Genomic DNA, 13428 nt, shown 5'->3' with positions numbered 1-13428 from the left:
TGCCGCGCCCCTGGGTGCCAGCTCGCTGTTCTCGGCCGGATGCCGGGGTGTCGGAGGGCGCCGGGCGCGATGATCAGGCGCAGTAGCCGGCGACCGGGCTCAGCCATTCGGCCAGCTGCGGCTTGAGGGTCTTGTCCAGGTCCGCCGTGGACTTGATCTTCTTGATGTACGCGCGGTCCTTCGCGCTCTTCTCCAGCTTCCGCGCCGAGGTCTCGCCGGCCGCCTTGAGCTCCGGGTCCTGCGCGGCGCTGGTCTCCTCGCGGATCCGGGCGCCCGCCGACTGCAGCTCGGCGGCGGCCGTCTTCTCCGCCTTGTCGGCGTTCTCGGTCTGCTTCGCCTCCTGGTAGGCGATCATCTTGCCGATCGCCGCGCCGAAGTCGTCCAGCTCGCCGGTGAAGACCTTGTCGAGTTCCCCGCAGACCTTGGCGGTGTCCTGGGAGTAGTCCGGCGGCGTGTACGCGTCCGCGCTGGCTGACGCGGCCGGGGCGCCGGTGTTGTAAACCTGCACATCGCTCTCGCAGGCGGCGCCGGTCAGCAGCACGCCGCCGGCGAGCACGGCCAGGATGGCGGGTCGCATCTGTGGATCCTCTTCGTCGGGGGGAGGTGCCGGGAAGCTCCGACCGACGGTACGTTCCGATCCGGCCGACGTCCAACCGAGAGTTACCGGCGAGATACGAACAGCCCGCCCACGGTGACCGTGAGCGGGCTGCGCGCCCCCGTGATTCCAAGCCGCGGCCGCACCCTCGCATTCTGGGGGCGATGTCCGAACATCAGCGACGGAGCGGCGCGAAGAAGACTCTGCGGGACAACACTCTCGTTCCGCTGTCGATCCGCTCTCACGTGTCGGCTAATCTCGATGCCCGGCACGGGGAACGGGGTGGCTACTGTGCGCTACCGCATCTTGGGGCCACTGTCCGTCACCGAGGCCGGACATGCGGTGGCGGTGACGGCCGGGCGTGACCGGACCGTGCTCGCGATGCTGCTCGTCAATCCGAACCGGATAGTCGGCGCGGGTGAGCTGATCGAGGCGATGTGGGACGGCGCTCCGCCGGCGACAGCGCGCGGGCAATTACAGTCATGTATATCGCGATTGCGGCGAATCCTACAACCCGGGGTGATCCTTACCGATCGGGCCGGTTATGGCATCCGGGTCGGACCGGACGAGTTGGACGCCGAGGTTTTCGCCCGTTCGGTGGAGCGGGCCCGCGCCGGCGGCGACCGGGCGGCGTTCCGGGCGGCGCTGGGGCTGTGGCGCGGCCCGGCGTGCGCGGAGCTGGACGCTCCGGCGATCCGGCAGGCGGCCGCGGTGCTGGACGAGCGGTTCGGGCTCGCGGTGGAGGACTGGGCCGAGTTGGAGCTGGCCGCCGGGAACGAGCGGGAGCTGGCCGGCGAGCTGAGCGCCTACGTCGAGCGGTTCCCGCTGCGGGAGCGGTTGCGCGGGCAGTTGATGCTGGCCCTGGCCCGGTCCGGGCGGCAGGCCGACGCGCTCGCCGAGTTCCGCAAGGCCCGCCGGCTGCTCGCCGACGAGCTGGGCATCGAGCCGGGTGAGGAGCTGCAGGGCCGGCACCGGGAGATCCTCAACAGGGAGATCTCGTCCGGTCCCGCGGCTGAGACGCGGGCCGAGGGCCCGGTGCGCTGCCTTCCGCGTACGGTCGGCGACTTCACCGGTCGCCGCGAGCAGATCGACCGGCTGCTCGACGAGATCACCGTGGCGGCCGACGCCGGCCCGGTGGTCGCCGTGATCGACGGGATGGCCGGCAGCGGCAAGACCACCCTGGCGCTGCACGTGGCCGGGCTGATCGGCGAGCGGTACCCGGACGCGCACCTCTTCATCGACCTGCAGGGGCACAGCGAGCAGGCCCCTGTCGAGCCGGCCGCCGCGCTGCTGGTTCTGCTGCGACAGCTGGGCCGGACCGCCGGCGAGATCCCGGCCGACCCGGTGGACCGGGTCGCGCTCTGGCGCACCGAGCTGTCCCGCCGCCGGTCGCTGGTGATCCTGGACAACGTCGCGTCCAGCGCCCAGGTGGCCGACCTGCTGCCGACCGCGCCGGGCAGCCTCGCCCTGGTCACCAGCCGCCGGCGGCTGGCCGGGCTGGACGGCGTGCACCTGGAGTCGATGCCGCTGCTCGCCCCGGACGACGCGGTCGCGCTGCTCGCCCGCATCGCCGGGGACCGGGTGCGGACCGAGCCGGAGGCGGCCGCCGAGGTGGTCCGGCGCTGCGGGCGGCTGCCCCTGGCGGTCCGGCTGGCCGGGTCGCGGCTGGCGCATCGCCCGCGCTGGCGGGTCGCCGACCTGGTGCGGCGGCTCGGCCAGACGGCGCTGCCCGAGCTGGCCGCCGAGGACCGGAGCGTGGCGGACGCGTTCACGCTCACCTTCCGGCTGCTGCCGGAGCCGTTGCGGCGGGCGTTCCGGCTGCTCGGCGTCCACCCCGGCAAGGCCTTCGACGCGCTCGCGGTGGCCGCGCTCACCGGGTTGCCGCTGGACGAGGCCGAGGACGCGCTGGACGACCTGCTCGACGTACACCTGGTGGAGGAACCGGAGCGCGGGGTGTTCCGGATGCACGACCTGCTCCGGGAGTACGCCGGAATGCTCGCCGCCGACCTGCCGCCCGCCGAGCGCCGGGACGCGCTGACCGGCCTGCTCGACTTCCAGTTGCACGCCGGCATCGCCGGGACCGCGGCCGGCTACCAGGAGCGCCTGCGCCGCGACCTGGGCTCGCCCAGCCCGCTGCGGCCCGACCTGCTGGCCGCGCTCGGCGACCCGACCGGCCGGCTGGAGTGGGACCGGCCGAACCTGGCCGCCCTGGTCGACGCGGCCGCCGGGATCGGCCGTACCGACTACGCCTGGGCCATTCCCCGGGCCGCCTGGTACCTGCTGTTCTTCCGCGGGTACACCGACGACCTCCGCGACCTGCTGCTGCGGGCGATGGCGGTGCTGGAGCGCGCCGCCGAGCCGGACCGCGCCGCGATCGCGAGCGTGGCGAACTACCTGGCCTCGGTGCACGCCCGGACCGCGGAGCACGCCGAGGCGGAGAAGTGTCTGTGGCGGTCGATCCGGCTGCGCGAGGAGCTCCGCGACTTCTCCGGGCTGGCCACCGCGTACAGCAATCTGGCGTCCGTCTACCAGGCGGTCGGCCGGTTCACCGAGTGCATCGACGCGGTCCTGCTGTTCCGCCTGCTCAGCATCCGGGCCGGCAGCACGGCCGGCTTCGCGACCAAGCTGCTCACCCTCGCCGAGACGCTCGGCACGCTGGGCCGGTACGAGGAGGCGCTGCGCTATGCGCGGATCCGGCTGCTCGCCGTGATCGACGACCGGGACGACAACCTGATCGCCACCTCGTTGCTGCTGATCCAGCGCCTGCGGACCGTCCAGGGGACGATGACCCCGGCCACCGCGCACCGCTACGTCGACGCGGCCGACCGGCTGGTCCGGCCGTCCGGCTACCGGTCGTCGGAGGCCGACGTGCACGGTTACCGGGCGGTGCTGTTCCAGGCCGAGGGCCGGTACGCCGAGGCGGTCGCCGAGCACCGGCGGGCCGTCGAGATCGCCCGGCCTCTGCTGGACTCCCGGCACGAGACCGAGTTCCGCTACGACTGGGCGACGACGTTGCGGCTCTCCGGCGACCTGCCCGCGGCCCGGGAGATGTACCGGCGGGTACTGGACCTGGCCCGGCGGGGCGGTCAGGCGTACGTGGTGGCGCAGGCCGAGGCCGGGCTGGCGGCCTGCCTGGACCCGGCGGATCCGGAGCGGGACCGGCTCCGGGCGCACGCCGCCGAGCTGTTCGAGCGGATGGGCGTGCCGGAGCGGACCGAGTTCCGGGCGCACGTCGCGGCATGATCGTCGAATATCGCTCGCGCGACCGGCCGTCGCCGGGGTGCGGGCGATGTACGAGCGTTCGCCGCGGGTGGCCCCGGCCAGCCGGCGCCGGCTGGCCGAGGCGCGCGGCCGGGCCGCCCTGCTCGACCTCGGTGGGAGGATCGGCATCACATCCGAAAAGCGGTGATCGGAGAGAGGATGGACCGGTGACGAACGATGTGAGTGGTTACCGGATCGAACGCGACACGATGGGCGAGGTGCGCGTGCCCGTCGACGCCCTGTGGCGGGCGCAGACCCAGCGCGCGGTGGAGAACTTCCCGATCTCCGGGCGCGGCCTGGAGGGGGCGCACATCCACGCGCTGGCCCGGATCAAGGGCGCCGCGGCGCTGGTCAACGCCGAGCTCGGAGTGTTGGACAAGGAGCTGGCCGAGGCGATCGCCACGGCCGCCGCGCATGTGGCCGACGGCGGTTACGACGACCAGTTCCCGGTCGACGTCTTCCAGACCGGTTCGGGCACCTCGTCGAACATGAACGCCAACGAGGTGATCGCCACGCTGGCGTCCCGCGCGCTGGACCGGCCGGTGCACCCGAACGACCACGTCAACGCGTCGCAGTCCAGCAACGACGTGTTCCCGTCCTCGATCCACCTGGCCGCCACCGAGGCGGTCGCCGCCGACCTGATCCCGGCCCTGGAGCACCTGGCCGGCGCCCTGCGGGAGAAGGCGGCGGCCTGGTCCGAGGTGGTCAAGAGCGGCCGCACCCACCTGATGGACGCCACCCCGGTCACCCTCGGGCAGGAGTTCTCCGGGTACGCCCAGCAGGTCGCCAACGGCGTCGAGCGGCTCACCGCCACCCTGCCGCGGCTGGGTGAGCTGCCGCTGGGCGGCACGGCGGTCGGCACCGGCGTGAACACCCCGCCCGGGTTCGCCCCGGCGGTGATCGCCCGGCTCAGGGAGCAGACCGGCCTGCCGGTGAGCGAGGCCCGCGACCACTTCGAGGCGCAGGGCGCCCGGGACGCGCTGGTCGAGGCGTCCGGCCAGCTCCGGGTCGTGGCGGTGGGCCTCTACAAGATCGCCAACGACATCCGCTGGATGGGCTCCGGCCCGCGCGCCGGGCTGCGCGAGCTGCGCCTGCCCGACCTGCAGCCGGGCTCCTCGATCATGCCGGGCAAGGTGAACCCGGTGGTGCCCGAGGCGGTCCGGCAGGTCGCCGCGCAGGTGATCGGCAATGACGCGGCGGTCGCCTTCGCCGGCTCCCAGGGCGACTTCGAGCTGAACGTGATGCTGCCGGTGATGGCGCGCAACCTGCTGGAGTCGATCCGGCTGCTGGCCGCGGCGGCCCGGCTGCTCGCCGACCGCTGCGTGGCCGGCCTGGAGGCGAACGAGGAGATCGCCAGGGGGTACGCCGAGGGCTCGCCGTCGATCGTCACCCCGCTGAACCGATTCCTGGGGTACGACGAGGCCGCCGCGATCGCGAAGCAGGCGCTCGCGACGAACCGGACGATCCGTGAGGTGGTCATCGAGCGCGGGCACGTGAGCGCGGGAACCCTGACCGAGGAGCAGCTCGACCAGGCGCTCGATGTTCTGAAGATGACAAGGCCGTGAAATAGGCGGTCCTCGACCTTGCGCTGAACGATCTTTCTCGATGTGATGCGGGGAACAACTCTTCTGAGGAGCGCATTCCATGAGAAGACGCCTCACTGTCGGAGCCGTCGTCACCGTGACGGGTCTGGCGTTCCTGACCACGGTCCCAGGCTCCGCCCAGGCGGAGCCGGCAGCCGCGACCGACTACACGGTCGTGGCCGCCGACGGGGTCTCCGCCGCGGACGCGACGGCGGCGATCAAAGCCGCCGGCGGCACTGTCGTGAGCGGTAACGACGCGGTCGGCGTGTACCGGGTCTCGTCGACCGACGCCCGGTTCGAGAGCAAGGCGACCGCCTCGGCGGAGCTGATCGGCGCGAGCGAGCGCAAGGCCATCGGGTACGCGCCGAACGGCGTGGAGAAGGTCGAGAAGGGCCTGAGGAGCAGGGGCGGCAAGGGCCACGGCCCGGCCAAGGCCGACCCGCTGGACGACAAGCTCTGGGGCCTGGCCATGGTGAAGGCGGACAAGGCCCGCAAGATCGAGTCGGGTGACAAGGGCGTCACGGTCGGGGTCCTGGACACCGGGCTGGACGCGTCGAACCCGGACCTCGCGGCGAACTTCAGCAGCCGGCTGTCCCGCAATTTCGCACCCGACCTGGTCGACATCGACGGCGAGTGCGAGGTGGCGGGCTGCCTCGACCCGGTCGGCACCGACGACGGCGGGCACGGCACGCACGTGGCCGGCACGATCGGCGCCGCGCTCAACGGGTCCGGGCTCTCCGGCGTCGCGCCGGGCGTCACCCTGGTCGAGCTCAAGGGCGGCCAGGACTCCGGATTCTTCTTCCTCGACCCGGTGGTCAACGCGCTGACCTACGCCGGCGACAAGGGCCTCGACGTGGTCAACATGTCGTTCTACGTCGACCCGTGGCTCTACAACTGCACGGCCAACCCGGCGGACAGCGCCGAGGAGCAGGCCGAGCAGCGGGCCATCATCACCGGCATGAAGCGGGCCCTGAACTACGCGCACGCCCGCGGCGTCACGCTCTTCGGCGCGCTCGGCAACAACCACGAGGACCTGGGCAAGCCGCGTACCGACGTCTCCAGCCCGGACTACGGCGGCACGCCGCACGACCGGCCGATCGACAACTCGTCCTGCCTCGACCTGCCGGTCGAGGGCCCGCACGTGATCGGCGTCTCCTCGCTCGGCCCGTCCGGCCGCAAGTCGGACTTTTCGAACTACGGCCGGGAGCAGATCTCGGTCGCCGCGCCGGGCGGCTGGTACCGCGACGGCTTCGGCACCGACACGTTCCAGACCGTGGGCAACGAGATCCTGTCCAGCTACCCCCTCAAGGTGCTGCAGGAGGAGGGCCTGGTCGACGCGGCCGGCGACATCACCGAGGCCGGTGCGGGCTCGGTGCTCAAGGACTGCACCAAGGCCGGCAAGTGCGGCTACTACACGTACCTGCAGGGCACCTCGATGGCCTCGCCGCACGCGGCCGGGGTCGGCGCCCTGATCGTCAGCCGGTACGGCCTTCCGGACCTCCGCCGTGGTGGCAAGACCCTGTCGCCGGACGTGGTCGAGCAGGTGCTCTACCGCACGGCCGACGAGCACGCCTGCCCGGCGCCGCGCCTGCAGAGCTACGCGCAGGAGGGCCGCCCGGCCGAGTTCGACGCGCTCTGCGAGGGCGGGACGGACTTCAACGGGTTCTACGGCCACGGCATCGTCGACGCCTACGCGGCGGTCGGCGGCCGCTGACGTGTCGGACGACCGGGGCGGTCGAACCGATCGCCCCGGTCGGTACCCTTGTACGGTGACTCTCCGCCTGTACGACACCGCGACCCGATCGGTCCGGGACTTCGTCCCGATGACGCCCGGTCAGGTGGGGATCTACCTGTGTGGCGTCACCGTGCAGTCCTCTCCGCACATCGGCCACCTCCGGTCCGCCGTCAACTACGACGTGCTGCGCCGCTGGCTGCTGCACACCGGCCTGGAGGTGACGTTCGTCCGCAACGTCACAGACGTGGACGACAAGATCCTGCAGAAGTCGCTGGAGCAGCGCCGGCCGTACTGGGCGATCGCCTACGAGAACCGGCTGCTGCTGGACCGCGACTACCGCAGCCTCAACGTGCTGCCGCCCACCTACGAGCCGCTGGCCACCGGTCACATCACCGAGATGCACGACCTGATCGCCGCGTTGATCGAGCGCGGCAACGCGTACCCCGCGGCCGCCGGCAACGGCGACGTCTACTTCGACGTCCGCTCCTTCCCGGAGTACGGCGCTCTCTCCGGTCAGCGGCCGGACGACATGCGCTCCGCCGAGGACGCGCCGGAGCGGGACAAACGCGACCCGCGCGACTTCGCGCTCTGGAAGGGTGTGAAGGCCGACGAGCCACAGGACGCGTACTGGCCGTCACCGTGGGGCCGGGGCCGGCCCGGCTGGCACATCGAGTGCTCGGCGATGGCCCGGCGCTACCTCGGCGACGAGTTCGACATCCACGGCGGCGGCCTGGACCTGACCTTTCCGCACCACGAGAACGAGCTGGCCCAGTCCAGGGCGGCCGGGCTCGGCTTCTCCCGGTTCTGGGTGCACCACGCCCTGCTCAACCTGGGTGACTCCAAGATGAGCAAGTCGCTGGGCAACGTCATCGACCTGGCCTCGGTGACCGGGTCCGGGATCCGCCCGGTCGAGCTGCGGTACTACCTGGGCAGCCCGCACTACCGCTCGCGGATCGACTACACCGACGACGCGCTGCGCGAGGCGGCGGTGGCGTACAAGCGGATCGAGGGCTTCGTGCAGCGGGCGGCCGAGGTGGTCGGCCCCGGCCGGCCCAAAGCCGTGCCGCCGGCCTTCGCCGAGGCGATGAACGACGACCTGAACACCTCGGCGGCGCTCGCGGTGGTGCACGACACCATCCGGGAGGGCAACACCGCCCTGGCCGCCGGTGACGAGCCGGCCATCCGCGGCGCGCTGACCGCGGTCCGGGCCATGCTCGGCGTGCTCGGCATCGACCCGCTCGACGAGGCGTGGGACGGCGGTCAGGGCGGCAACGATCTGAAGCCGGTGGTCGACGGGCTCGTCGCGCTGGCTCTGGAACAGCGGGCGCAGGCCCGTGCACGCAAGGACTGGGCGGCCGCCGACTCGGTGCGCGACCAGCTCAAGAACGCGGGTATTCAGGTGGAGGACACTCCGGCCGGGCCGCGCTGGACGGTAGGAGAGCAGCACTGATGCCGGGTAACTCACAGAACGCGAGCAAGCGGGCGACGTCCAAGAAGGGCGCCTCGATCGGGTCGGGTGGCAAGAACCGCGCCGGGCTCAAGGGCCGGGGCAAGACCCTGCCGGCCGACGAGCGGCCGTGGCACAAGGGTTACTCGGGCACCGAGAAGCTGCCCGACAAGACCGCCCGTAAGCAGGAGAAGGAGCGCCGGGCGGCGGCGTCCGAGGGGCGCGCCCCCAAGGTCGGCACTCCGGGCACGAAGGACACCACGTGGGGCCGTGGCGGCGGCCGCGCCCCGGGCATCACCCGCACCGCCGCGGCCCGCGGTGGCCGGGCCTCCGGTCCGCGCGGCCCGCGGGTCGCGCCCGGGCGTAAGTCCAACCCCACCAAGGAAGGGCCCGAGCTGCTGCTCGGCCGCAACCCGGTGGTCGAGGCGCTGCGCGCGCTGGTGCCGGCCACCGCGTTGTACGTGGCGCAGGGCATCGACATCGACGAGCGGGTCGCCGAGATCGTGCGCACCTCCGGCGACCGTGGCATCCCGATCCTGGAGATCAGCCGCAACGAGCTGGACCGGATGACCGGCGGGGTGCTGCACCAGGGCATCGGGCTGCAGGTGCCGCCGTTCGCCTACGAGGACTTCGACGACCTGGTGGCCGCGGCGCTGGAGCAGACCTCGCCGCTGCTGGTCGCGCTGGACGGCGTCACCGACCCGCGGAACGTGGGCGCGGTGATCCGATCGGTGGCCGCGTTCGGCGGGCACGGCGTGTTCATGACCGAGCGGCGGGCCGCCGGCATCACCGCCACCGCCTGGCGCACCAGCGCCGGCGCGGCCGCCCGGGTGCCTGTCTCCCAGGTGGTCAACCTGACCCGGGCGATCAAGTCGGCGCAGAAGCAGGGCTTCACCGCGATCGGCCTGGACGCCGACGGCGAGACGGACCTCTACCAGCTGGAGGCCGCGGTCGGCCCGCTGCTGGTGGTGGTCGGCTCCGAGGGCCGGGGCCTCTCCCGCCTGGTCGGCGAGACCTGTGACCTGCGGGTCAGCATCCCGATGGCGTCCGACGTGGAGTCCCTGAACGCGAGCGTCGCCGCCGCGGTCACCCTGGCCGAGGTGGCCCGCCGCCGAACCCACGGCTGAACCCCCGAGAAACCAACTGAACAAGACCAGACCAGGCGCTCCAAGCCAGGCCAAACCAAGCCGAGCCGATCGGGGGGTGCGAAGCCACCCCCCGACGAGTCGCTGTGAGCGCCTTGCGCAGCTCAGAGCAGGCCAAACCGAGCCGGCCGGGGGTGCGAAGCCATCCCCGAGTCGCTGTGAGCGCCTTGCGCAGCTCAGTGCAGGCCAAACCGAGCCGGCCGGGGGTGCGAAGCCATCCCCGAGTCGCCGTGAGCGCTTGCACAGCTCAGAGCAGGCCAAACCGAGCCGAGCGGGCGTGGCGAAGCCACCCCCGCAAAGGCACCCGCCGAACGCGAACCCGGAGCGTCCCACCCACAACGACCCCGTAACGCGGGGTCTGGGGGCTCGGCCCCCAGGAAGCAAAGCGACACGCCCCGGTCCGCGCCCTCCGCGGACAGGGACACCCCGAGTGGAGCCCCCGGTCGGGCTCGAACCGACGACCTCCCGTTTACAAGACGGGTGCTCTGGCCAACTGAGCTACAGGGGCGACCGGCTCAGCATAACGTCCCGAATTGTGTTCGCCATCTTGGCAGGACTGTTCAAAGCAAATACGGTTGCGGAGCTGTTCCTTCTACTCGGATCGTCCGGCACGTTCCTGCCGGTGGAAAGGAAGTTCGATTCACCATGGCTACCGTCACGTACGAGAAGGCCTCCCGGATCTACCCGGGCGCTGAGCGTCCCGCGGTCAACGAGCTGAACCTCGAGATCGGCGACGGCGAGTTCCTCGTCCTGGTCGGCCCCTCCGGTTGTGGCAAGTCCACCAGCCTGCGCATGCTCGCCGGCCTGGAGGATGTCGACCGCGGCCGCATCCTGATCAACGACAAGGACGTCACGCACCTCCCGCCGAAGTCCCGTGACATCGCGATGGTGTTCCAGAACTACGCGCTCTACCCGCACATGACGGTGTACGAGAACATGGCGTTCGCCCTGAAGCTGCGCAAGACCCCGAAGGCCGAGATCGACCGGGCGGTCAAGGAGGCGGCGTCGCTCCTCCAGCTCGAGGAGTACCTGACCCGCAAGCCGAAGGCGCTCTCCGGTGGTCAGCGCCAGCGTGTCGCGATGGGCCGCGCGATCGTCCGCCAGCCGCAGGTGTTCCTCATGGACGAGCCGCTGTCGAACCTCGACGCGAAGCTGCGCGTGCAGACCCGTTCGCAGATCGCCACGCTGCAGGCGAAGCTCGGCGTCACCACCGTCTACGTCACCCACGACCAGGTCGAGGCCATGACCATGGGGCACCGGGTCGCGGTCATGCTGGACGGCGTGCTGCAGCAGGTGGACACCCCGCGGGCGCTCTACGACACCCCCGGCAACGTCTTCGTCGCCGGCTTCATGGGCTCGCCGGCCATGAACATCAAGACCGTGCCGCTGACCGAGTCGGGCGCCACCTTCGGCCCGCTGACCGTGCCGCTGACCCGCGAGCAGGTCGAGGCGGCGAAGAACGGCGACGGCAAGGTCACCGTCGGTTTCCGCCCGGAGGCCGCGGACGTCGTGAACGAGTCGGTCGACGCGCTGCCGATCGTGGTGGACCTGGTCGAGGACCTCGGCTCGGACGCGAACGTCTACGGCCACGCCGACCTGGCGGGCGGCTCGGAGCGGTTCGTGGTGCGGACCGAGCGTCGCAACATGCCCAGCATGGGTGAGACGGTCTACATCAAGCCGCAGACGAACTCGCTGCACGTCTTCAACGCCACCACCGGCGTCCGTATCTGAACCGAGGCTTGAGGGAAGGGGCCGCCCGCCGGGCGGCCCCTTCTCCGTTCGCCGGACGGGGCGGCTCGGCGAGGTCGCGGTCGCTTTCAGCCGGCGAACCGGGCGATCACGAAGTCCTCCTCCCGTCTGCCAGGACTGTCCGTTTCCGGCGATTGAGTGCTGAAGCGTGACTTACCCATCGCTAGGGTGGCGCCATGCGCATCGAACGCGTGACCGACGCCGAGGAGGTCCACCGCGGGGCCGATCTCTTCGACGCGCCGCCGATTCCCGAGGCGACCCACCGGTTCCTCAGCGACCCGACCCACCACCTGCTCTTCGCCTACGACGACGCCGGCCGCCCGGTGGGGATGATCTCCGGGGTCGAGACCACCCACCCGGACAAGGGCACCGAGATGCTGATCTACGAGCTCGGGGTGGCGCCGGTGGCCCGGTTGCAGGGCATCGGGACCGCGCTGGTCAGCGCGATGGCCGACCTGGCCCGCAAGGCCGGCTGTTACGGCATGTGGGTGGCGACCGAGAACGACAACGCCGCGGCGCTGGCCACCTACCGCTCCGCCGGCGCCCTGGAGGAGACCACGTTCACGCTGCTCAGCTGGGATCTGCTGGTCGACTCGCCAGGCCAGACGTAAGGCAGATCGTCGGGCACGTCGCCGAAGAGCGGGCGGTAGAAGTCCGGGTCCTTGCGGATCAGCGCGGACTGGTGACTGCGGTGCAGCTCCGGGTCACCGAGCCAGGGCGGCAGGGCGACGATCCGGGCCAGCTGCGGCTGGCTGCGTACCGTCGTGATTCCCTTGCGTTCCCGCAGGTCGGCGACGAGCGTGCCGGCGCAGGTGTCGGCGCGGCCGGTGGCGGTCCAGATTTCGCACATCGCCAGGCCGTAGCGGACCAGCGCCTCCTCGTAGCCACGCCACATCAGCACCGCGGGGTGGTGCCGCCAGCCGTAGTCCGGAACGGTCAGGGCGCGCAGCACCTGGATCGTCTCGACCCGCTGCTTGCCGAGGCGCCTGGGATCCAGTGCCTTCGCGCTCGCCAGGAAGTCCGGGTACGGCAGGAAGGTCTGCATCACAGGACTTTTCCCTGATCAGGGCGGGTGAAACGGAAAGAGCGCGCACCCCCCTTGCCCGGGGTGCGCGCTCTTCGGCGAGCTCAGGTCAGCTCGACGGCATGCTCTCGATCGGCTCCTCCTTCAGTCGGGGGTCGTCGACGGCGTCCTTCTTGGTGTAGGGCGCCTCCGAGGCGCTCGGCGCGACCGAGGTCGGGGCGACCGAAGACGGCGCGACCGCGGTCGGGGCCACTGACGACGGCGCGACCGACGGCGCCGACGGCACAGTGGACGGTGCGATGGCGCCCGGGCGGGCCGGAGCGGAGCCGTACGGCGCGGCGGAGGCCGACGACGCCACCGTGGGGACCAGGCGTGCCGGGTCGACCGGCGCGCCGCCGACCGGGAGACCGCTCAGGGCCGAGGCGCTCTCCCGGGTCCGGCTGCCGTCCGGCAGGAGGCCGCTGATGACCGGGAGGCCGTTCCGCTTGAAGCCGACGGAGACGACATCCGCGTCGCGGCCGGCGGCCGACTCCTCGATCATGCCGGCGCTCTTGTGGCCGACGCCCTTGCCGCCCGCGCTCTTGTGGCCGGCGCTCTGGTGGCTCCCGCCGTGGAAAAACTGGTGGCTGTCGCCGACCGAGTCGTCCGACAGCGACTGCGGGCTGTTCAGCAGCGTCCCCGGCTGGTACACGTGCGGGTTGCTGTGGTTCACGAAGTGCCCGGGCATCTGCTGGCCGCTGCCGTGGCCGGCGTTCTGCTGGAACTGCTGGTGCCCGTTGCCGGCCATCTGGTCGTTCTGGCCGCGGTTCCACTGGTCGTTCTGGCTGAAGCTGCCGTGGCTCGTCTGGTCGTTCTGCCCGTGGTTCCACTGGTCGTTCTGCCCGAAGCC

General features: G+C 71.7%; 10 protein-coding genes and 1 tRNA gene. 7 read left to right on the top strand and 4 right to left on the bottom strand.

The features are described 5' to 3' along the window. Nucleotides 1-73 precede the first annotated feature (73 nt). Entirely contained in the window at nucleotides 74-577 is a 504-nt protein-coding gene (locus Asi03nite_RS32920; RefSeq protein ID WP_203684419.1) for a hypothetical protein, read from the bottom strand. 309 nt (nucleotides 578-886) lie between these two features. Between Asi03nite_RS32920 and Asi03nite_RS32915 the strand changes: the two genes are divergently transcribed. The 5 genes from Asi03nite_RS32915 to rlmB all read left to right on the top strand — a co-directional run bounded on the left by Asi03nite_RS32915 (nucleotide 887) and on the right by rlmB (nucleotide 9748). Continuing rightward, nucleotides 887-3838: an AfsR/SARP family transcriptional regulator gene (locus Asi03nite_RS32915; protein WP_239103094.1), complete on the top strand. Its 2952-nt coding sequence runs from the start codon at nucleotides 887-889 to the stop codon at nucleotides 3836-3838. Nucleotides 3839-4023: 185 nt separating this feature from the next. Continuing rightward, nucleotides 4024-5421 (top strand): class II fumarate hydratase, encoded by a 1398-nt coding sequence (locus Asi03nite_RS32910; protein ID WP_203684417.1) that lies wholly within the window; start codon nucleotides 4024-4026, stop codon nucleotides 5419-5421. Between the two features lie 79 nt (nucleotides 5422-5500). Beyond that, the gene (locus Asi03nite_RS32905) at nucleotides 5501-7153 is read left to right on the top strand and encodes a S8 family serine peptidase (RefSeq protein WP_203684416.1); all 1653 of its coding nucleotides are present in this window, start codon (nucleotides 5501-5503) and stop codon (nucleotides 7151-7153) included. A gap of 55 nt (nucleotides 7154-7208) precedes the next feature. Further along, nucleotides 7209-8624, top strand: a complete 1416-nt coding sequence (cysS, locus tag Asi03nite_RS32900) for a cysteine--tRNA ligase (protein ID WP_203684415.1) — start codon at nucleotides 7209-7211, stop codon at nucleotides 8622-8624. Beyond that, the gene (gene rlmB, locus Asi03nite_RS32895; RefSeq protein ID WP_203684414.1) at nucleotides 8624-9748 is read left to right on the top strand and encodes a 23S rRNA (guanosine(2251)-2'-O)-methyltransferase RlmB; all 1125 of its coding nucleotides are present in this window, start codon (nucleotides 8624-8626) and stop codon (nucleotides 9746-9748) included. Before cysS ends, rlmB begins: the two co-directional genes overlap by 1 nt. A gap of 449 nt (nucleotides 9749-10197) precedes the next feature. Here rlmB and Asi03nite_RS32890 read toward each other — a convergent pair. Further along, a tRNA-Thr gene (locus Asi03nite_RS32890) sits at nucleotides 10198-10274 on the bottom strand. A 137-nt stretch (nucleotides 10275-10411) separates the two neighbouring features. On the opposite strand from Asi03nite_RS32890, the gene Asi03nite_RS32885 reads away from it, so the two are divergent. Continuing rightward, entirely contained in the window at nucleotides 10412-11497 is a 1086-nt protein-coding gene (locus Asi03nite_RS32885) for an ABC transporter ATP-binding protein (protein WP_203684413.1), read from the top strand. A gap of 194 nt (nucleotides 11498-11691) precedes the next feature. Further along, a complete protein-coding gene (locus Asi03nite_RS32880) occupies nucleotides 11692-12126 on the top strand; it encodes a GNAT family N-acetyltransferase (protein ID WP_203684412.1) in 435 nt (144 codons plus the stop codon). Here the strand turns inward: Asi03nite_RS32880 and Asi03nite_RS32875 are convergent. Together Asi03nite_RS32875 and Asi03nite_RS32870 are read right to left on the bottom strand one after the other, a co-directional pair. Further along, nucleotides 12042-12560 carry an MSMEG_6728 family protein gene (locus tag Asi03nite_RS32875; RefSeq protein WP_203684411.1) on the bottom strand — a complete coding sequence of 173 codons (519 nt, stop codon included), beginning with the start codon at nucleotides 12558-12560 and terminating at the stop codon, nucleotides 12042-12044. The two genes, Asi03nite_RS32880 and Asi03nite_RS32875, sit on opposite strands and share 85 nt — an antisense overlap. An 88-nt stretch (nucleotides 12561-12648) precedes the next feature. Then, nucleotides 12649-13428, bottom strand: a 780-nt coding sequence (locus Asi03nite_RS32870; RefSeq protein ID WP_373872198.1) for a hypothetical protein, incomplete at its 5' end; no start/stop codon positions are given.

Origin of the sequence: Actinoplanes siamensis (assembly GCF_016862395.1) — a bacterium.
In the GTDB taxonomy this organism is placed as follows: domain Bacteria; phylum Actinomycetota; class Actinomycetes; order Mycobacteriales; family Micromonosporaceae; genus Actinoplanes; species Actinoplanes siamensis.
The sequence above is the reverse complement of the archived record's forward strand: the minus strand, read 5'-3'. Positions and strand labels throughout refer to the sequence as shown.